General features: G+C 54.6%; 16 protein-coding genes, 1 tRNA gene and 1 pseudogene. 4 read left to right on the forward strand and 14 right to left on the reverse strand.

Annotated features, from left to right (window positions below; genetic code table 11):
* Positions 1 to 32 precede the first annotated feature (32 nt).
* Positions 33 to 800, forward strand: a complete 768-nt coding sequence (modA, locus tag AC1W8Y_RS01480) for a molybdate ABC transporter substrate-binding protein (protein WP_482012691.1) — start codon at positions 33 to 35, stop codon at positions 798 to 800.
* Between the two features lie 97 nt (positions 801 to 897).
* Here the strand turns inward: modA and ychF are convergent, their stop codons facing one another.
* The 9 genes from ychF to AC1W8Y_RS01525 form a co-directional block, all read right to left on the reverse strand.
* Positions 898 to 1989, reverse strand: coding sequence for a redox-regulated ATPase YchF (ychF, locus tag AC1W8Y_RS01485; RefSeq protein WP_482012692.1), 1092 nt, complete (start codon positions 1987 to 1989; stop codon positions 898 to 900).
* A 110-nt stretch (positions 1990 to 2099) separates the two neighbouring features.
* Complete coding sequence (locus AC1W8Y_RS01490) at positions 2100 to 2840, reverse strand: CPBP family intramembrane glutamate endopeptidase (protein ID WP_482012693.1); 741 nt, start codon at positions 2838 to 2840, stop codon at positions 2100 to 2102.
* Positions 2837 to 3433, reverse strand: coding sequence for an aminoacyl-tRNA hydrolase (gene pth / locus AC1W8Y_RS01495; RefSeq protein WP_482012694.1), 597 nt, complete (start codon positions 3431 to 3433; stop codon positions 2837 to 2839). Before pth ends, AC1W8Y_RS01490 begins: the two co-directional genes overlap by 4 nt.
* 80 nt (positions 3434 to 3513) lie before the next feature.
* A complete protein-coding gene (locus AC1W8Y_RS01500; protein WP_482012695.1) occupies positions 3514 to 4116 on the reverse strand; it encodes a 50S ribosomal protein L25/general stress protein Ctc in 603 nt (200 codons plus the stop codon).
* A 106-nt stretch (positions 4117 to 4222) separates the two neighbouring features.
* Positions 4223 to 5173 (reverse strand): ribose-phosphate pyrophosphokinase, encoded by a 951-nt coding sequence (locus AC1W8Y_RS01505; protein ID WP_482012696.1) that lies wholly within the window; start codon positions 5171 to 5173, stop codon positions 4223 to 4225.
* A gap of 118 nt (positions 5174 to 5291) precedes the next feature.
* A tRNA-Gln gene (locus AC1W8Y_RS01510) sits at positions 5292 to 5365 on the reverse strand.
* 1 nt (position 5366) lies between these two features.
* Positions 5367 to 6266, reverse strand: a complete 900-nt coding sequence (gene ispE, locus AC1W8Y_RS01515; protein WP_482012697.1) for a 4-(cytidine 5'-diphospho)-2-C-methyl-D-erythritol kinase — start codon at positions 6264 to 6266, stop codon at positions 5367 to 5369.
* Between the two features lie 32 nt (positions 6267 to 6298).
* Positions 6299 to 6883, reverse strand: a complete 585-nt coding sequence (locus AC1W8Y_RS01520) for a lipoprotein insertase outer membrane protein LolB (protein ID WP_482012698.1) — start codon at positions 6881 to 6883, stop codon at positions 6299 to 6301.
* The gene (locus tag AC1W8Y_RS01525; RefSeq protein WP_482012699.1) at positions 6880 to 8754 is read right to left on the reverse strand and encodes a tetratricopeptide repeat protein; all 1875 of its coding nucleotides are present in this window, start codon (positions 8752 to 8754) and stop codon (positions 6880 to 6882) included. Before AC1W8Y_RS01525 ends, AC1W8Y_RS01520 begins: the two co-directional genes overlap by 4 nt.
* Positions 8755 to 8779: 25 nt before the next feature.
* Here AC1W8Y_RS01525 and mutM point away from each other — a divergent pair, with 25 nt between their 5' ends.
* Positions 8780 to 9607 (forward strand): bifunctional DNA-formamidopyrimidine glycosylase/DNA-(apurinic or apyrimidinic site) lyase, encoded by an 828-nt coding sequence (gene mutM / locus AC1W8Y_RS01530; protein WP_482012700.1) that lies wholly within the window; start codon positions 8780 to 8782, stop codon positions 9605 to 9607.
* Positions 9608 to 9641: 34 nt separating this feature from the next.
* On the opposite strand, the gene AC1W8Y_RS01535 is transcribed toward mutM, so the two are convergent.
* The gene (locus tag AC1W8Y_RS01535) at positions 9642 to 11057 is read right to left on the reverse strand and encodes an FAD-binding oxidoreductase (RefSeq protein ID WP_482012701.1); all 1416 of its coding nucleotides are present in this window, start codon (positions 11055 to 11057) and stop codon (positions 9642 to 9644) included.
* A 105-nt stretch (positions 11058 to 11162) separates the two neighbouring features.
* Between AC1W8Y_RS01535 and AC1W8Y_RS01540 the strand changes: the two genes are divergently transcribed.
* On the forward strand, positions 11163 to 12551 hold the full coding sequence (locus AC1W8Y_RS01540; RefSeq protein ID WP_482012702.1) for a phosphomannomutase/phosphoglucomutase: 1389 nt from the start codon (positions 11163 to 11165) through the stop codon (positions 12549 to 12551).
* 18 nt (positions 12552 to 12569) lie between these two features.
* Positions 12570 to 14135: a glucose-6-phosphate isomerase gene (gene pgi, locus AC1W8Y_RS01545; RefSeq protein ID WP_482012703.1), complete on the forward strand. Its 1566-nt coding sequence runs from the start codon at positions 12570 to 12572 to the stop codon at positions 14133 to 14135.
* Here pgi and AC1W8Y_RS01550 read toward each other — a convergent pair.
* The 4 genes and pseudogenes from AC1W8Y_RS01550 to asnB all read right to left on the reverse strand — a co-directional run bounded on the left by AC1W8Y_RS01550 (position 14121) and on the right by asnB (position 19467).
* Positions 14121 to 15290 (reverse strand): glycosyltransferase family 4 protein, encoded by a 1170-nt coding sequence (locus AC1W8Y_RS01550; protein WP_482012893.1) that lies wholly within the window; start codon positions 15288 to 15290, stop codon positions 14121 to 14123. The genes pgi and AC1W8Y_RS01550 overlap by 15 nt on opposite strands.
* A gap of 96 nt (positions 15291 to 15386) precedes the next feature.
* Positions 15387 to 16415: pseudogene (locus tag AC1W8Y_RS01555) on the reverse strand (glycosyltransferase); the annotation flags it as partial.
* Positions 16412 to 17548: a glycosyltransferase family 4 protein gene (locus tag AC1W8Y_RS01560; RefSeq protein WP_482012704.1), complete on the reverse strand. Its 1137-nt coding sequence runs from the start codon at positions 17546 to 17548 to the stop codon at positions 16412 to 16414. The pseudogene AC1W8Y_RS01555 and the gene AC1W8Y_RS01560, both read right to left, overlap by 4 nt.
* Positions 17545 to 19467 (reverse strand): asparagine synthase (glutamine-hydrolyzing), encoded by a 1923-nt coding sequence (gene asnB, locus AC1W8Y_RS01565; RefSeq protein ID WP_482012705.1) that lies wholly within the window; start codon positions 19465 to 19467, stop codon positions 17545 to 17547. Before asnB ends, AC1W8Y_RS01560 begins: the two co-directional genes overlap by 4 nt.

Raw genomic sequence — 19467 nt, forward strand, 5'->3', positions numbered from 1 at the left:
GTACCCGATGAAAAATACTCGTGAGCTTTCCTATGCGCATCGCTTTCATTAAACGCTTGGTAGTGCTGTCGCTTGGCTCACTGAGTTTATTGGGTGGCTTTTCTGCCCATGCGGATGATTTAATCGTTTCTGCCGCGGCCAGCCTTACCAACGCATTTACTGCGCTAGGTCAATCGTTTGAAGCAACGCATCCCAACACAAAAGTTATTTTAAATTTCGGTGCGTCAGACATGCTGATGACACAGATGTTGAATGGGGCGCCAGCTGACGTTTTTGCCTCTGCCGACCAGATCGCCATGGATCGGGCAATTGCACAAAAAATAGTGACCGATACCAGTCGCAGAGATTTTGCGAAGAATCAGGTCGTCGTGATCGTGCCATCAGACAGCCAAGTGCACATGACTCAGCTCAGCGATCTGGCTGATGCAGCGATCAAGCGGGTGACCTATGGCAATCCTGCTTTTGTCCCTATTGGACGTTACGCAAAAACGGCGTTAGAAGCTTCTGGGCAATGGGCAAACATTTCTGCGAAAGCGGTTCTTGCGCAAAATGTTCGGCAAAGTCTGGATTATGTCGTTCGTGGTGAAGTCGATGCGGGCTTTGTCTTTGCGACGGACGCAGCCCTTGTCAGCGACAAGGTTCGCGTGGCTTATCGAGTCATCTCAAGCGCCTCGGTCAGCTATCCAATCGCCGTGTCTTCTGAAACGCGGCGAGCTACCACCGCACAAGCGTTTATCGATTACGTCTTATCCGATTCAGGGCAAGTGATTCTTGCAAAATATGGATTTCTCAAGCCTTAACGACCGACGTAGCCACCATGAAAAAACGCCTGACGACCCTCGAAGGCAGAATGGATCAAACCGCGCATTGAATTGATCGCCCAGATTGATTAACTGATCAGACGTTAAACAAGAAATTCATCACATCGCCGTCCTGCACGATGTATTCCTTGCCTTCAGCACGCATTTTGCCGGCCTCTTTGGCACCTTGCTCGCCTTTAAAGGCAACAAAGTCTTCATACGCGATGGTCTGAGCGCGAATGAATCCACGTTCAAAATCGGTATGAATAACGCCGGCTGCCTGCGGGCCAGTGGCACCAATGGGTACTGTCCAGGCACGCACTTCTTTGACGCCTGCCGTAAAGTAGGTTTGCAACCCGAGCAATTTAAACGCACCTTGTATCAAGCGGTTTAAGCCGGGTTCGGTCATCCCCATATCGGCCAAGAACACGCCTTTATCTTCATCTGGCAAGTCAGCGATCTCGGCCTCGATAGCCGCGCAAATGGCAACCACGGGGGCATTGCGCTCTGCGGCATAAGCCATCAATTTGTCGAGCAGCGGGTTGTCAGTAAAACCGCTATCACTCACATTGCCGACATACATGGCGGGTTTGGCCGTAATGAAACACAGCGGGGCGAGCAACGCCATGTCTTCGGCATCCAAGCCAAGCGCACGAATCGGTTTCGCCAAATCAAGTTGAACAATACACTTTTCGATCAGACCGACCATGCGCTGAGCGTCTTTATCGCCCGAACGCGCTGTCTTTTGAAACCGGTGTAAAGCCTTTTCTGCGGTCTGCATATCTGCCAGCGCTAGCTCTGTTTCAATCACTTCGATATCAGAGATGGGGTCGACTCGGCCAGCCACGTGAATGACGTTGTCATCTTCAAAACACCGCACCACGTTCACGATCGCATTCGTCTCGCGAATATGCGAGAGAAACTGGTTGCCCAGACCTTCGCCCTGACTGGCACCGGCGACTAAACCAGCGATATCGACAAACTCAACTGTCGCATGCAGGATACGCTCTGGTTTGACGATTTCTGCCAGCTTGTTGAGCCGGGTATCAGGTACTTCGACCACCCCTACATTGGGTTCAATGGTACAAAAAGGGTAATTTTCAGCGGCAATGCCAGCTTTAGTAAGCGCATTAAATAAGGTTGATTTACCGACGTTGGGCAGACCAACGATGCCACATTGCAGAGCCATGAAGATTCCAGATAACTTTTAACCGAACGAGAGTTTAACCGTTATGCGTGACCAATCTGGGATAAGCGCCATCTAGCGTGCGGATCAATGGCTTTAAAATGGCGAATTGGCTACTCGAGCCCCGCCTTTAACGCTAGCCAGACGATGGTCAGTGGCCCAAGATTGAACATTGCGTGCAACAACATCGACGCCACGACCCCGCGTTGAACCCTCGTCCACCCCAGTACCAAGCCCGTCAACCACTGTGGCGTCACCAAAATCATCATCATCCACCATTGCACCTCAGTGAATACAAAGTTGCGCAGGTGCACGGCGGCAAAGCTCAAGGCGACCAGGTGAAAAACCCAGGGAAACACACCACGATAGCGGCGCCCCCATCTAAAAGCCCAGGCTTTAGGGGGCTTGGTTACATAGCTGAGCAACACCGCTAAGCCCACGGTGAAAGCCAACAACCACGACGCCCAGGTTTTCATCCCAAACACGAGAACCACTGACATCAACGGCGTCACCCAGATGAAGCTCAACGGTCGTCGCAGGCAATATCTGAACAAAAGCTCTTCAACCAGCGGTGCCCATAAAATTGCTTGCAACCACGGCAAGTCGTTCACATTAAACCGATGAGTCGCCCCGCTTGCCTCAAAAGCCTCAAGGACGAACGGGCCTAAAACGAAAATATTCAAAACCCAGAGTGTCACAGCCCACCCGAACAAACGCCCTAAGCGAAAAGACGGTATCCAGTCACGCAAACGCCCTATGCTGGGGGGCGCGGCGTGAACTACGCGCTGCAACCTTGGCCGGCGAACGAACCGCCAGCATAGGGCCCACTCGTCACGCAATCGCTGCTTCATCATGCGGGATTATCGCGATGTAATTGTTCGGTTGCTTTGACAAAATCCCCGGCAAGTAACAGTGGCATCACTGCACGAGAGCGGGTAACCGCGTCGTCGATCATGGTTTGATCTTCTCGGCGGGGTGGATGCAACACAAAGTCAGCCACTTGCTGCTGCAGGTTGAGCGTTCTAGGATGTCCAATACCCAGCCTCAAGCGCCAGAAACCCAAGTCACCTAAGGTGGCTGCAATATCCTTCAGACCATTGTGCCCTGCGTGGCCGCCACCGAGTTTAAGTTTGACCTGGCCCGGCAATAAGTCAAGCTCATCGTGCAGAATCAAAATCGACGCTGGGGCAAGCTTGTAAAAGCGTGCCAACGCGCCAACGCATTGCCCAGATCGATTCATATACGTTTGCGGTTTGACAATAAACACCGGTTCACCCTGCACTCGCGCTTTCGCCACCAACCCAGCAAAAGACTTTTCTAGAGCAAAGGAGGCTTTGAGATCGATGGCAAGCTCATCGGCCAGCCAAAACCCGGCGTTATGCCGAGTGCGGTCGTAATCAGGCCCCGGATTACCGAGACCGACGATGAGTTTGATTGGGGTTGGCATCACGTAAGGCTGCTTAAAAAGTCAAAACCTCATCCAAGCGATGCCGGGATGAGGTTTTGTACACCACTCAGATCGATGCTTTAGGCAGGTGTGTCGCCAGCAGCATCGTCGCCCTTAGCACCACCTTTAACAATCGCTGTCACGATCACAGGATTCGTTTCAGTGCCATGGGGTACAAAGGTAACGCCTTTTGGCAAAGTGATGTCAGCCAAGTGGACTGACGCGCCGCCGATTAACTTGGACAAATCCACTTCAATGAACGACGGCAGATTAGCTGGCAAGCAAGCAATCGAAAGCTCGTTATAGACGTGAGAAATAATCGCTGCACTCAGTTTGACCGCAGGAGACATCTCGACGTTGATAAAGTGCAGGGGCACTTTCGTATGAAGAATCTGATCAGCCGAGACACGCTGAAAGTCAACGTGCATCACCAATTGCTTATAGGGATGCCATTGCACAGCACGCAGCAGCACTTGCTGGTCGTGACCCTCAATTTTCATATCCAGAATGGATGAGTGAAAAGTCTCTTTGCGCAGGGCGTGATAAATTTCGTTGTGATCGAGTTCAACGTTCAGGGGCTGGTCTTTACCACCGTACACGATGGCCGGAACACGGCCCGCGTGGCGCAGGCGGCGGCTCGCACTCGATCCCTGTACGCTACGTAATGTTGCATTGAATTGCATGTGAAGTACTCCAAAAATAAGCGCTAGTGCGCCAGTCGTTTACACAACGCCTGAAAGCCAGACGCTGTCATGTCGGTTCGCCGCGACCAGCAAACCAGGCATCTTATTAATCTACAAACAATGAGCTCACCGACTCAGCGTTCGAGATTCTCAAAATCGTTTCACCCAATAACGCAGCGCAAGACAGCGCGCGGATTTTGGGACAAGCCCTCGCCTCTTCAGACAGAGGAATGGTGTCAGTCACCACGAGCTCATTGAGCTCTGATGCAGCGATACGTTCGACCGCCCCCCCTGACAGCACCGAGTGGGTACAGTAGGCGTAGACCGCGCCTGCACCGCGCTCTTTCAATGCTTGTGCCGCTTTACAGAGCGTCCCGGCGGTATCGACCATGTCGTCCATGATGAGACAAGTACGTCCATCAACTTCACCGATGATGTTCATGACTTCAGAAACGTTCGCCCGAGGACGACGTTTATCGATAATCGCAAGATCTGCCTCAAGCTGCTTGGCCAAGGCGCGGGCTCTAACCACACCACCGATATCCGGTGAAACCACCACCAAGTTTGACAAATTACGCCGCCAAATGTCACCCAACAGGATGGGGCCTGCGTAAATATTATCAACTGGGATATCAAAAAAACCTTGAATCTGGTCGGCGTGTAAATCCATGGTCAACACTCGGTCGACCCCGACCACTTGCAGCATATTGGCAACAACCTTGGCCGAAATTGCCACGCGTGCAGAACGAGGACGACGATCTTGGCGAGCATAACCAAAATACGGGATCGCTGCCGTGATACGGCCTGCTGAGGCTCGTCTCAATGCATCTACCATGACCATGACTTCCATCAAGTTGTCATTGGTCGGCGCGCATGTTGGTTGCAAGACAAACACGTCTTTGCCACGAACATTCTCATTGATCTCAACCATGACCTCGCCATCAGAGAAACGTCCAACGGACATTTTCCCGAGCGACATGTCAAGATGGTTGACGACATCCACAGCCAGCCGAGTGTTGGCTGTGCCGGTAAAGATCATGAAACTATCAGTACCCATGGTTCAGGCAATCGCAGACAGTGAAATAGCATCAAAATGAAAAAGCTGCTGAACCTACCTATGCGATACAGGCCTTATGTCGCCTGACTCGCCGAGTTCAACAGCTTCGCAGTGTGGGCTGGGGAAGAAGGATTCGAACCTTCGCATGCCGGAATCAAAATCCGGTGCCTTAACCAGCTTGGCGACTCCCCAACTAACTTTCTAACCAATGCCGCAGAGGATGTTCAGTCAACCCGCGACAAGCAAATATAGCCTGTATCGGGACTTGCTGAATACCACCTGCCACAGCGGCAACTTCTTTACGCAACGCATTATCCATCATCTGGCGCGCTGCTTGAGCACCTTCAAGGGTTTTGAATGCCTTGAAGTAACAAGCCCCCGACCCTGTCATGCGGGCATCAAAACCGACTCTTTCGAGCCAATCGAGTGCCTCTTGCATGCGAGGATACATACCCAGAACAACCGGCTGAAGATCATTACGACCAAATACAGCCAAATCGTCAGAGAAGTCCGTTATTTTGACCTGTGGTGTGTTTCTTGTCAAATCGGGAGACTGGAAAACCCCTAAGGTCGGCACATTTTGTGACGGTTGAATCACAACATACGCCTCAGACGGCAGGTCAACGGCCGCTAATTGTTCGCCAATCCCCTCAGCAAATGCATTTTGCCCAAAAATAAAGACGGGCACATCTGCCCCAAGTCCAAGACCAATTTGCATTAAAGCCTCACGACTGAGACCCGTTTGCCAAAGCCGATTCAGTGCAATTAACACGGTGGCGGCATCGCTTGACCCCCCACCTAAACCCCCACCGGTGGGAATTTTTTTATCGACAGCAATCGCGGCACCACGTTTTACGCCCGTCGCCTGCTGTAAGGCTCGAGCAGCTTTGACAACGAGGTCGTCATCCGGCAAGACCCCTGGCATATCGCTCAACCGACCAATGTCAGCCGATTGCGTCACGTCAATGTGGATGCTGTCTGCCAGATCGATAAATCGGAAAACCGTCTGCAGCAGGTGATATCCGTCGCTGCGCCTGCCAGTCACGTGCAGGAACAGATTGAGCTTAGCGGGGGCGATTAGATCGTAAAGCATATCGGGTCAGCGCCATCAACCATGAACCAAGGCTATTGATCGATCACAATTCGAATAGAAACGTCTTGGCCTGCCTCTGCACGCCTGAGTGCCAGCGCACGCGGCCCAAACTCATCGTACCGTGACAGGGTCACCTGCCAACCGTCTTGCAAGAACGCCGTGAGTCGCCCCTGCTCGTCTCGAACCAAGTTCGTCGTGGCGCGAGGCAAGGCCTCTTTGGCATCCCCCGCAAGCGGGCTTAATCGCCCTCTCAACCAATCGCGCAAGCCTGAGACAGGCATCGGCTGCCCAATGGCCAGCTCAATCAAGGCATCAGGGCTTTCAGCTTTGATTTGCTCGCCGTTAGCTCGAACCAGGGTCGATGCCTGGCGCTCAACGGTCACCCGAGCAAGCGTGCCCCCCACTGGCGACGTTAAATCCAGCACCAGCGCGGCACCACGGTCTTGCCAAGAAAACCCGCCTTGCGTATTTTCGGTGTTTTGATTAAACCGTTGCGCCTGAAGAGCAAACCGCCCCACCCGTACAAAGTCTGACTCAGACACCGAGCTGGGCGCCGGCGGCGCCACACACCCCGTCAGCACCGCCACCATTGCACTGGCGACCAACCACCGGATCAAGGCTGTACCTTGAAACGTTTGAGTGTATCGACGAGCGTGACATTGTCGGCCTCTTTAGCCTGACCTTCACGCCACAGCGCGCGCGCCGTGTCTTGATCACCCATCGTCCAATACACCTCGCCTAAATGCGCTGCGATATCAGCCTCTGGACGCTTGGCGTAAGCCCGCTTCAAAAAGCTGATGGCCGCTGGATAATCGCCAAGTCTAAACTTGACCCATCCCATACTATCCAGGATAAACGGGTCGTTGGGCGCAAGCTCTACTGCCTTCGTGAGCAACTCCAAGGCATCCTGCAGGCGAATATTGCGATCGGCCAGTGCGTAACCCAACGCGTTGTATGCGTGTGCATGACGTGAATCCAAAGCGATCACTTGTCTGAGCAATCGTTCGGTCTCTGGCAAATTATTCTTCTGTTCGTATAGCATCGCCAGATCGTATTTGATGCCCTTTGAATTTGCTCTGTCCTGCTCGGCGGCAGCTAGTCGAGCGATAGCCTCATCGATTCGCTTCGCATTTCTCAAGACCTGGCTCGCCGTCAGCAGCGCCATTTCGGTTGCTTCGTCGTCTTCGGCATGCGCAGCATCAATAATCGCCAATGCCTCATCGACTCGACCTTGCTTGCCCCGAATGACTGCCTGGCGCATTTGCGCCGAAAAAACGGCTGTCGCTGGGTCTTTGATCGAGGCAAGATCGACGAAAGCACCTTCTAAGTTGCCGAGTTCTTCTAAGATGCCCGCTCTGAACTGATAGGCATCAGATAGAGCAACACCCGCATCTGAGGAGCCTTCTGGCCCAGCACTCTGACGCTGACGTTGAACATTGATGAACTGATCGATAAATGCCTGCGCATCCGGCCAGCGCTTGGCACGGGCCGCCAACTGTGCCTGTACAAACAACAGTTCAAAATCCTCAGGGGCCACGCGCAGCATGCTTTGCACCTCTGCTGTCGCCTCGTTGTAACGACCGCGTTCGGATAGCTGTCCTGCTAAGAGCAACCTCAGCCGCCGAGCCTTAGGGTGTCGTTTAGCAAAGGACATCGCATCCGCAATCGCAGCGTCCGGATCAACCAAAAGGCCATATTCCAACACTCGGACAGCAGCATCTTCTGCGTTCGGGCTAGCGCCCAGTGCTATGCGGGCCTCAGTAAGCGCCTGTTTAGCGTCGCCGGACGCCTGCGCCAGGTCAGCCAGTGCGAGCCGTGCAGCCGGCAAATTTTTGACCGAACTTTTATTGATCGCCTCGGACAAAATACTGAATGCCTCTTGTTTGTTCGGCACTCTGACGACCGTGGCGACCGCTTGATTGATGGCGGCTGCCTTATCGGTCGCTTTGTCGATACGTTGACGCAGCGCTTCGGCCAAGCCAGTCGTTTGACCTGCTGCCGCCCCAAGCGCCATTTCGGTGGAAATCGCCTCTTCATCCGTGGGTGAAATACGCAACCAGGTGCGGCTAGCGTCGAGCGCCCCCGTCAAATTGCCTGCGGCCAAATAAAATTCAAGCGCTCGCCGAGCAAGCCGCGGATCTGCCGTCTCGCGAGCCAAATCTGCCATGGTGGTGCCGGCAGCCATCAAATTGCCTCGCTGCGCTGCAATCTCAGCGGCAAGAATCCTGAACAAGAGCGTGCCTGTCAGATTAACCTCAGGCAGTTTGCCGCTTTGCAGCCGGATCACCTCTGTCTCAGCGCGACCGCGTTGAACTTTAGAGGAGGTCGATTGCGCAAGCACCTCAAGGGACGGACGCGCCGCCGAGACAGCTGCGCAACAGAGCATGGCAATCGCGCCAAAAAAAGCCGCAGAAACGCTAACAACGCCGATGGATTTGGGGATGAACTTCACGCGAGAAGACCGGTTGATGGCACAATGAATTGACATAGTCTTTGGATGTTAGCACTTACCCATGCCTGAACTGCCAGAAGTTGAGACCACCCGACGCGGAATAGATTCCATTGCAACCGGTCATCGGGTGCTAGAAATGGTTGTCCATGAGCGGCGTATGCGTTGGCCTATCCCCCTCGACTTGCCACAGCTGGTTCAAAACCAGACCGTGCGAGCCTGCCACCGGCGGGGCAAATACCTGCTGCTCGAGTTCGATTCAGGGACGCTCATCATTCATCTTGGCATGTCTGGATCCATCAGAAGCGTGCCAAAAGGCGAACTGCTTCGCACGCATGATCACGTTGAATGGCACTTTCTGCACAAGACGTTGCGGTTACACGACCCACGACGTTTTGGGTCAGTCCTTTGGCATCCTAAAGACGCTGGCCCCGTCGACGGACACCCTTTGCTTGCCAAGCTGGGGATCGAACCTTTCGACCCTCGCTTCGACGGCTCTTGGCTGCACCGAGGCTTTGCCAAACGCCAAATGCCCATCAAACAAGCACTATTGGCAGGCGATGTCGTTGTAGGCGTGGGTAATATTTACGCCTCTGAAAGCCTGTTTCAAGCGCGTATTAACCCAAAAGCCAAAGCAGGCCGACTGTCACTCACGAGATGCGAACGTCTAGCAACCGCCATCAAGAACACCCTGAACGACGCCTTAAGCTCAGGGGGTAGTACCTTACGTGATTATGTCAACGCCACCGGCGAGCCTGGCGCGTACTTCACGCTACACGCTGCAGTCTATGACCGCGCGGGTGAGCCTTGTCGGGTCTGCGGCACGCCGATCAAAAAAATCGTGCAAGGTCAGCGCGCGACCTACTACTGCGGTGTTTGCCAAAAAGCCTAAACTTGTTTCAAACTCGCGACACGCCACCCTAGCCTCAGTCTTGTAATACCTTACCAGGATTCATTAAATGGTTTGGATCAAGGGCGTTTTTAATGCGCTTCATCAGCGTTAATTCAAGCGCTGACTTATAGCGAGGTAACTCATCGCGCTTGAGTTGACCCACACCGTGCTCAGCACTGATCGATCCGTGGTGCGCATGCACGCTATCGTGCACGATTTGGTAGACCTGCGCTTGCTGACTTAACAAATCAGCCTCGCTCTGGTTGGGCGCGCGCGCCACGTTGTAATGAAGGTTACCGTCACCCAAATGACCAAAGATGATGTGCGCAATGCCAGGAAACCGCGCTTGCAGTGCTGCGTTAGTGGTTCGGACAAACTGGGCGATTAGCGAAATCGGGATCGAGACATCGTGTTTGATGCTTTTACCAAACTGCGCCTCAGACAAGGGGATGCTCTCACGCAAATGCCACATCGCTTTGCTCTGGGCAATATTTTCGGCAATCGCCGCATCGGTGATCAACCCATCCTCAATGGCCGAACCTAAGACTGTCTCGAAACGTTCTTGGGCGTGCTCGGCACTTTCACTATCGGAGAGTTCAAGCAATGCAAACCAAGGGGACTGCGCTGAGGGGCCCTCGAAAGGGATTCTTTGCTGAGGATATAAGCTCACCACACCTTGCAGCACATGCCCCTCCATGACCTCGAAACCCGTCAGCGAGGCGCCAAACCCTGCACGAGCACGAGACAGAAACGCGACCGCGTCCTCCATGCTGTTTAACGCCAGCATGGCGGTCCGTTGTGCAACCGGCAAGGGGTAAAGCTTAAGACAGGCCGCAGTGATGATGCCCAGAGTGCCTTCGCTTCCAATGTACAAATCACGCAGATCGTAGCCGGTATTATCTTTGCGCAACCCGCGCAAGCCATGCCAAACCTCGCCTTCTGCAGTCACCACTTCAAGGCCTAAGGTGAGTTCACGGGCATTGCCGTAACGTAACACTTGAGTACCACCCGCATTGGTCGACAGGTTACCGCCGATGGTACAGCTGCCCTCAGCCGCCAAACTCAGGGGAAACAACCTGCCCGCCTCGCGAGCGGCCTCCTGCACCTGCTGAAGAATGCATCCAGCTTCAACGGTCATGGTGTCATTGTCGGGGTCAATGGAACGCACCTGATTCATACGGGCGAGAGAAATCACGATGGCCTGCCCCGACTGGTCTGGGGTTGCCGCGCCACAAAGGCTGGTGTTGCCGCCGGAAGGGACTATTGGCACGCTGTAAGTGACACACAATTTAACGACTTCGGCGACCTCGCCAGTGCTCGCGGGCCTCACGACAGCCTGTGCATTGCCTTGAAAACGGCCTCGCCAATCCGTCAAGTAAGGGGCAGCAAGTTGCCCTGTCAATACATGATCGGGACCAAGCAAGGCTTGCAATGACGCTATTAAACTCATGTCCACCTCTCATCAAAATCTGATTGCAATCGCTGTTTGAGCGGCGATGTATGGCAAAATTGATAGCTTGCCAAGCCCGCACCCGTCTATCTTTGGAGCATGCACGTGCCTTTCGAAAAGTCGTTTCCAGCAGCAGCATTTAAAGCCTATGATATACGAGGCACCGTCCCTGACGACTTAAACCCATCCTTTGCACGCGAGCTTGGCCGAGGGCTTGCCGCTCGCGCTCATCAGGCGGGGGTCACCACCATGGTCGTTGGCCGTGATGGCCGACTCAGTAGCCCCGTGTTGGCCGAAGCTTTGCAAGAAGGCATGCGAGCAGGGGGCATCAACACGATCGATGTCGGCCAAGTCCCGACCCCACTGGTTTATTTTGCTGCACACACCCTCAAGACCGGCTCAGGCGTCGCGGTCACAGGCAGCCACAACCCGCCGCAATACAACGGTTTCAAAATGATGATGGGGGGCAGCTCGCTGCACGGCCAAGCCATTGTGGGATTGCGCGATGAGGTTCGGGCAGGCCCGGCAAGGTCTTCGACGCCTGGCACGGCCGAACAAGTGGATATTGTTACCCCTTATCTGGCGCGAGTGCTTGGGGATATCAAACTGGCACGTCCCATGAAAATCGCCGTTGATTGCGGCAACGGTGTCGCTGGTGCGATTGCACCGAAATTATTTCGTGATATGGGTTGTGAAGTCACTGAGCTCTTTTGCGAAGTCGATGGCACCTTCCCCAATCACCATCCAGATCCAGCCGATCCCCATAACCTTGAAGATTTGATTCATTGCCTCAAGACCACAGATTGTGAAATCGGTTTGGCCTTCGATGGTGACGGCGATCGATTGGGCGTGGTCACCAAACAGGGTGAAATTATTTGGCCTGATCGTCAACTCATCCTGTACGCACGGGATGTGCTGGATCGTGTGCCTGGCGCCACCATCATCTATGACGTGAAGTGCAGCCGACACGTGGCCACCGAGATTCGCCGCGCAGGGGGGCAACCGCTGATGTGGCAGACAGGGCACTCATTGATCAAAGCCAAGCTCGCAGAAAGTGGTGCCCCGCTCGCCGGTGAAATGAGCGGTCACGTTTTCTTTAAAGAGCGTTGGTTCGGCTTCGATGATGGGCTGTACACCGCGGCCCGTCTCCTCGAAATCCTCTCACGTTCGAGTGATCCTTCAGCGATTTTGTCGGCTTTGCCTCAAGACGTATCAACGCCAGAGCTGAAACTTGAGATGAAAGAAGGCGAGCCTCACGCCTTGATCAAACGGTTACAGCATGAGGCGAGGTTTGAGGGGACCACGGACATCATTACGATCGACGGGTTAAGGGCCGAATTTGCTGACGGTTTCGGCCTGGCTAGAGCGTCCAATACAACACCCGTGGTTGTGCTGCGCTTCGAAGGCGACAGCGCCGAGGCACTGGCACGCATACAACAAGCGTTTCGAGAGCAACTATTAGCGCTCGCACCAAACGTCAAACTGCCTTTCTGACCCAAGAGAGAACAGACCGTGGCTTCGTTAGCGAACAACCCTCTCTGGCAAACATTTTGCGCCGCTGTGAACGCGAGTGGGATTGGCACTGACACGCTTCGTGTTCTCGACGCGGCCGGTCTCTCGATTGACTTGAGCACGCAACGCTACTCATCGAGCATGGCGTTGGCGGCAGAGCAGTTACTCACGGCCCAAGGATTTGAAGCTGCCCGCGCCCAATTGTTTGATGGCAGTCACATCAACTGGACTGAAAATCGTGCGGCCTGGCACACCGCGTTGCGGGCGACCAATCCCCCCCTTGACGTGGCCGAGATGATCAAGCGCGAACGCGAGCGCATGCTTCACTTCGTTGAACAGGCGAACGCTAAGAACCAATATCGCAATGTGGTGCATTTAGGCATTGGGGGCAGCGACTGGGGCCCAAGATTGGTGGTCGAGTCGCTGACCGGGCTGACGGGACGGCGAACCATGCGTTTTGCCTCGAATGTCGATGCACATGCCATCACTGCCGCCTTGGATGGGCTTGATCCACACGACACGCTCATTATCATTGCGTCAAAATCCTTTACCACCACCGAATCACTGGCAAACGCCGCTTGCGCGGCAGACTGGTTGCGGGCAGGCGGCGTCAAGCATCCTCTCGATCAGTTTGTCGCTATCACTGCGAATGTCAAAGCTGCGCGTGATTACGGCATAGAGCCCGAGCGTATTTTTCAATTCTGGGATTGGGTGGGGGGGCGCTATTCACTTTGGTCATCGATTGGCTTGCCAATCGCTTTAGGCCTAGGCGCAGATATTTTTCAGGATCTGCTGGCAGGTGCTGCTGCGATGGACGAGCACTTTCTCAATGCCCCCATCGACCAAAATGCACCGGTCCAAATGGCGTTGAGCGGGGTTGCTAACCGAAGCGTGCTTGGCTACGCCTCTTTTGCGCTGTGCCCCTACGATGCACGCCTGAGGCATCTGATCCCTTGGCTGCAACAACTTGAAATGGAATCTCTAGGCAAGTCAACGACGCGCGACGGGGATACGTTGGATGTTCCGAGCAGCCCGGCGGTGTGGGGGATGCCTGGCACAGATAGTCAGCATACTTTTTTCCAATGGCTGCATCAGGATAATGTTGGCGCACCTGTCGACTTCGTGCTGTGCGCCATCCCTGATCATCGCTACAACCGGCATCATCGATTGTTAGTTGCGAATTGTCTCGCGCAACGTGCCGCACTCTGGCAAGGCAAGTCGTATGAGCGTGCGCTTGAAGAAGTTCAGCGCAAAGAAAAAGACCCGCTCAAAGCCGCAATTCTGGCTCGGCACCGCGTGCACCCTGGGGGACGTCCTTCCACACTGATTGTGATGCCGCGTCTGAATGCAAACTCTCTGGGCGCCTTGCTCGCCCTGTATGAGCACAAAGTCTTCACTGAGGGGGTCATTTGGGGGATCAACCCATTTGATCAATGGGGCGTCGAATTCGGTAAACAGGTGGCGAGCGATATCGAGAGAAGGTTGGACGCCCTTGGCAGTGACCCAGAAGTCAGCCCCTACGATGCATCGACGGCTTATTGGGTGAAGAAATTAGCGGGCGGTTGACAAGAGGGCTTCGTAAACCATGATGTGAGCCCCCATCACATCGCCCACGTCAAAGACTCGCTCGGCCAACGACCGACCCGCAGCACCCATCTTCAGGCGTTTATCGGGATCGTTCGCCAGATCCCTCACCGCATCAGCCAGCGCCTGTGCATCCCCCACTGGCACCAATAGACCTGTGACATTCGGCTCGATCGCATCGCGACAGCCTGGTACATCCGTCGTGACAACGGGTCGACCACACGCAGCCGCCTCGATTAAGGCGCGGGGCAACCCTTCTCGATATGAAGGCAGTACCGCAATGTGCGTCGACGCGTAGAGTGCGGCGATATCGGTTCGTTCACCTAAGATGTGAAGTCCTTGTTGGCCCTTCCATGTTTCGAGTTCGGCCGGTGTGATCGATGCCGGATTTGCCGCATCGGGACTACCGACCAACCACCACTGTGTCTTATCGCCGCGCTGTGCTGCAAGGCGCGCGGCCTCCACAAATTCGAGCACCCCTTTATCGCGCAACAGTCGGCCCACCATCAAGGCAACCACTTCGCCTGCTGGTTCTGGGGTTGGGCTGTAATGGTCGAGATCAACGCCTGATCCGCGGATCAGCACGGTATTTTTCGCTCTGACCGCTTTAATCTCTTGCAAGACTTCAGCATCATTGTCATTCTGCACAATGACCATGCTGTGGTCGTGGCCCAGGGCTAAGCGATAAAGTATCGTCACCACCCAGCGCAACGGATCGAACAGTCTGGGTGCTCGCATGAACACATACCCAAGGCCAGAAATAGCAGCCACAACACTCGGCACGCGGGTTAGCCGTGCGGCTAACCCACCGTAGAGCACCGACTTGATCGTGACCACATGCACCAGATCCGGCCTTAATTCAAGCATGACCCGACATAAGGCCCAGATACTGCCGAGCTCTTTAATGGGATTGCGCCCAGTGCGTGTAATGGGCAAGGCGTGATGCGTAATACCATGGGCTCTCAATTCGGCAACGCCCGGGGCATCCATGGTTGCGGCATGCACTTGATAGCCTGCCCGCTGTGCCCCAAGAGCGACGGGTAAGCGATGCGATACCAAGAAGGCTGGGTTGGTGACGACAAACAACAGTTTGGGGGCCAACAGGGCGCGCCACGCCGCCACGTAGGCGTCTACCATACCGTCGATCCAAAATTGACGCTCAACGCGTTGATGCGTTGCCGCTCGGCAGCGCTGCAAGCCACCCTCTGCCTGTCTGGCGACGTCCCACGCTTCATAGGCCGACTCAATACCACCACTCAACGCCTCAGCTTGCTGTGGTTCAACGACCCAACCCGTGTCCCCGATAATTAAGGCAGCATCACCGACCTGAGTGGATACACAGGGCGTACCGCAAGCCATCGCCTCACCCAATACGTTGGGGAATCCCTCTGCACGGCTCGGCAACACATGCACATCAATCGCATTCATGATCGCGGGCACGTCGTGACGTTCGCCCAGCAGCAAGGTGCGATCAGCAATGCCATTCTGCACCAGCATCGCCATCAGCGATGTGTTCTGTTGATCAATTCCCGGCCCGACCAATACCAGACGCCATGGTCGATGTTCGTGTTTCTGCGCAAAATGCGATAACGCCTCACAGAGATTGGCGTGATCTTTCAAGGGATTCCAACGAGCGACACAACCAATCAACCAGGTCTCGGGCGGAATGCCCCATTCACGGCGCAACGCATCACGCGCCGCTGTGTCTTGGCGCCAGACAGCTAAATCGTAACCATTCGTGATGACCTGCATTCGTCGTTCGTCATAGCCAAGCTGAACGTGACGCGCCGCTGAACTGTGCGAGCACACGAGCATGGTTTCAGGCAACCATTTCGATAAACGTGCACACAAGACGCGAGCCACCCGAGACAAACCACTGGCTCGCTTTAAATCCTCACCCGCATTGCGAATACCCCAACTGATACGGCGGATGCCAGCGAGCTTAGCTGCAAGACCACCGAAAAGATCTGCGTTGTACATCCATGTCTGAACAATGTCAGGTTGGGCTCGTCGCATGAGCCGGCTGAGTGTCCAGAGCGCGCTGACGTTAAACCGGCGTGATCCCATCTCAAGCGTATAAACATCAACGCCGGCATCTCTTAGGCTCTGCCCATGCACCCCCAAGTCCGTCATCGAAACCACCGTGTGATGTACGCGATCACGCGATCCGAGGATCAAGCGCGTTAACACGCCTTCGGCCCCACCTTGACCTAAACCACTGATGACATGCATGACTTGAAATGGTAGCGGCTGCCCTCTCATGCTCGATAACTCCTGACATCACCGCGTTTGATACGGTCGAAAACAGCATCCCAATGGCCGATGATCTTGGAAACTGCATACCGACGTTTTACTGAACTTGCACCTCGACGTCCCAGATCAGCGCGAGCTTGCGCGTCATCCATCAAGTGTGTCAAGGCCTCCAAAAACCCCGCTTCGTCGCCCAGCGAAATTAAGCGAGCACTTTGGCCGGCTTCGGACAACTCAGCCGGCCCGCTCTGGCAGTCGTACGTGACACAAGGCAGCCCCAGAGAGAGCGCCTCTAGCAACACATTCGGAAACCCTTCAACACGGGAAGTCATGGCAAAAATTTGCCCTCGCGCAAGCTCCAGCCAGGCCTGAGTGGTTCGCCCAGGCAAGCTCACCTGGGCGGCCAAACCAAGTGCTTCAATTTGGGCTTCTAGCGCTGCGCGTTGCGGCCCATCCCCCCAAATGGTCAATTGCCAATCGGGATACGCCCTGGCCAGTTTGCTGAAAATGCTGATCAACACATCAAACTGCTTATCATTTGATAATCGCCCCATGGCTACGATACGCTTCTGCGCAGGATCCTCAGAGACAGACTCGAGATAACCTGAATAGTTCATCAACTCAACCGGCAAAGGATTGGGAATCACGTCAATGCAATTAAGCGCTGGAACCATTGCCGTGAGCCCTTGAACCGTCTGCTCAGACTGCACGTTCACCCGGGTCGCAAAACGGTAGGTTATTTTTCTCAGAAAATCGAGCACTGGCCCGACGTTATTGACGAGAGAAGGATTCGTTCTCTCGCAAACAATCAGGGGTAGATCCAGCCCTCGAGTAGCCATCAAGGTGGCGACATTCACATTGGTCAAAAAAGAAATAATCACGTCTGGTTCGGCCTGTTTGATCAGCCGACGCAACGTCAACCATCGTTTCATGACAGCCGGTATCCATCGTGAGTTTGAGCGTTGATCAGCCAACCAAACCAGTTCAACCGAGGGATGAATCGAGTAAACACAATCGCCACGACCAGAGTAAGTGATTAGCAGCGTAACCTCATCACCTCGCTCTGCCCAGGCGTTTACCAGCGTCGAAGCGACACGCTCTGCCCCCCCAGCGTGCATGGAGCTGACGATGAGCAAGATTTTCATAAGGACACGCCGGGTGCCTTGCCGTCGTGATAAGTGTCGAGCCATGCTTGTACCATCAGCACGCCCCAGAGCTGAGCACTCCAGTCGCGTTTGCCACTGATATGCTGCTGCCACTTGAACAGGATAGGTTCGACGACAAATAAGCCCTGCTGCCGTAATCGCACAGGTTCAAGCAACGTATCAGCCCAGTCTTTCAAGGGGCCTCTGAGCCAACCGGCCAACGGGACAGCGAATCCTTTTTTAGGGCGATCAACTAAATGAGCGGGCACATGTTTATAAAGCACTTGCCGCAGGATCCACTTGCTTTGCTGCTCTCTGATCTTGTAGATCATTGGCAACCGCCAGGCAAATTCGTACACGGCATGATCTAAAAGCGGCACCCTGGTCTCGAGACTCACGGCCATCGCCGCGCGGTCGACTTTGACCAAAATATCGTCTGGCAGATAAGTCACGGCGTCGAGCTCCATCATGGCTTCAATGGGTTGACCAACGAATCGTGCGCCAAACGGCGTTTCTGGCTCGGTGCCTCCGATCACCATACTGGCAGGATTTAACCAATAAGATACAAATTGCCGATAAAAGTTGCCTTGATCTGTTGCTCGCAGCATGTCGCCCAGTTTGGCGAGTTTGCCGCGCCAGGCACCCGAGCCAGGTAGCGCATTGCTGGCCAACATCAATTCACCCAGGGGGCGCCTGATAACGTCGGGCAATTGCTGGCACTGCTGCCACCACCGCTCTACCCGTTGATACCTCGAATAACCTGCGAACAGTTCATCCCCTGCATCCCCCGACAACGCGACGGTCACATGCTGTCGAGCCATTCGAGCGACCAACGCCGTGGGGATTTGAGATGAATCCGCAAAGGGCTCGTCATACATGTCTGGCAATGTGGGGATGACATTGAGCGCATCACTTGCCGATACATACAGGGAAGTATGACTCGTCCCCAAGTGTTGAGCGATTGCCTCGGCATAAGGCGCCTCGTCGTAGGTTGGATCATCAAATCCAATGGCAAAACTGCGAATTGGTTGCCGGCTCTGTTGCTGCATCAAGGCCACGATCGTGGATGAGTCGACCCCACCTGATAAAAACGCCCCGAGTGGCACATCTGACATCATCTGGCCGTGGATGGCTTGGGTTAACAGTGCTTCAAGATGGTCGACGGCTTCACGATCTGAGCCGAATACAAGGGGATGCTCTCGACCAAATTGTGCCCGATTTCGCGCTGACCAATAGACGACTGGATCAGGCAAAGACTGACCCGAGAGCGTCGCTTGATCAAGCTGTAAGTAGGTACCTGGCTGAAGCTTTTTAATCCCTTCATAAATAGACCACGGTGCGGGAATGTAGTTGTGCCGCATGAACAGCGTCAGCGCCTGCCGGTCAATCCGCTGCCCGAACCCCGGAATCGGCATCATGGCTTTGAGTTCAGAGCCAAACGCGAAACTCTGATTCACGTAGCCGTAGTACAGCGGCTTTTCGCCAAACCGATCTCTGGCCAGCGTTAATCGCTTGGAGGCCCTGTCCCAAAGTGCCAACGCGAACATGCCGGTCATTGCTTTCAATGTATTTTCAACACCCCAGGCAACAAAGGCCTCGAGCACCGTTTCAGTATCAGAATGCCCGCGCCAGTTTGAAACCTTGCCCTCCTGCGACAACTTGGCTCGGATTGCCATGTGGTTGTAGATTTCACCATTCAACACGAGGGTGTAGCGCCCGCAAGCCGAGAGCATGGGTTGTGCGCCTGCTTCTGACAAATCCACAATCGCAAGTCGTACATGACCGAGCGTCAGGGACGCTGCCTGATCCTGCCAAACCCCTCGACTATCGGGCCCTCGATTGCGCATGCGTTCGCACGCTGCCCTCATCAAATCAGTCTGATCAGTTTGGGGGCCCCAGATACCTGCAATGCCACACAT

The sequence above is a fragment of the Jezberella sp. genome, assembly GCF_964834465.1.

Bases quoted from the DNA above. Each gene is read 5' to 3' on its own strand.
- AC1W8Y_RS01525 (WP_482012699.1), bottom strand. From the start codon at position 8,754: ATGTCAATTCATTGTGCCATCAACCGGTCTTCTCGCGTGAAGTTCATC.
- AC1W8Y_RS01560 (WP_482012704.1), bottom strand. From the start codon at position 17,548: ATGAAAATCTTGCTCATCGTCAGCTCCATGCACGCTGGGGGGGCAGAG.
- pth (WP_482012694.1), bottom strand. From the start codon at position 3,433: ATGCCAACCCCAATCAAACTCATCGTCGGTCTCGGTAATCCGGGGCCT.
- AC1W8Y_RS01505 (WP_482012696.1), bottom strand. From the start codon at position 5,173: ATGGGTACTGATAGTTTCATGATCTTTACCGGCACAGCCAACACTCGG.
- modA (WP_482012691.1), top strand. From the start codon at position 33: ATGCGCATCGCTTTCATTAAACGCTTGGTAGTGCTGTCGCTTGGCTCA.
- AC1W8Y_RS01490 (WP_482012693.1), bottom strand. From the start codon at position 2,840: ATGATGAAGCAGCGATTGCGTGACGAGTGGGCCCTATGCTGGCGGTTC.
- AC1W8Y_RS01550 (WP_482012893.1), bottom strand. From the start codon at position 15,290: ATGGTAGACGCCTACGTGGCGGCGTGGCGCGCCCTGTTGGCCCCCAAA.
- mutM (WP_482012700.1), top strand. From the start codon at position 8,780: ATGCCTGAACTGCCAGAAGTTGAGACCACCCGACGCGGAATAGATTCC.
- AC1W8Y_RS01535 (WP_482012701.1), bottom strand. From the start codon at position 11,057: ATGAGTTTAATAGCGTCATTGCAAGCCTTGCTTGGTCCCGATCATGTA.
- asnB (WP_482012705.1), bottom strand. From the start codon at position 19,467: ATGTGTGGCATTGCAGGTATCTGGGGCCCCCAAACTGATCAGACTGAT.
- ispE (WP_482012697.1), bottom strand. From the start codon at position 6,266: ATGCTTTACGATCTAATCGCCCCCGCTAAGCTCAATCTGTTCCTGCAC.
- AC1W8Y_RS01500 (WP_482012695.1), bottom strand. From the start codon at position 4,116: ATGCAATTCAATGCAACATTACGTAGCGTACAGGGATCGAGTGCGAGC.
- ychF (WP_482012692.1), bottom strand. From the start codon at position 1,989: ATGGCTCTGCAATGTGGCATCGTTGGTCTGCCCAACGTCGGTAAATCA.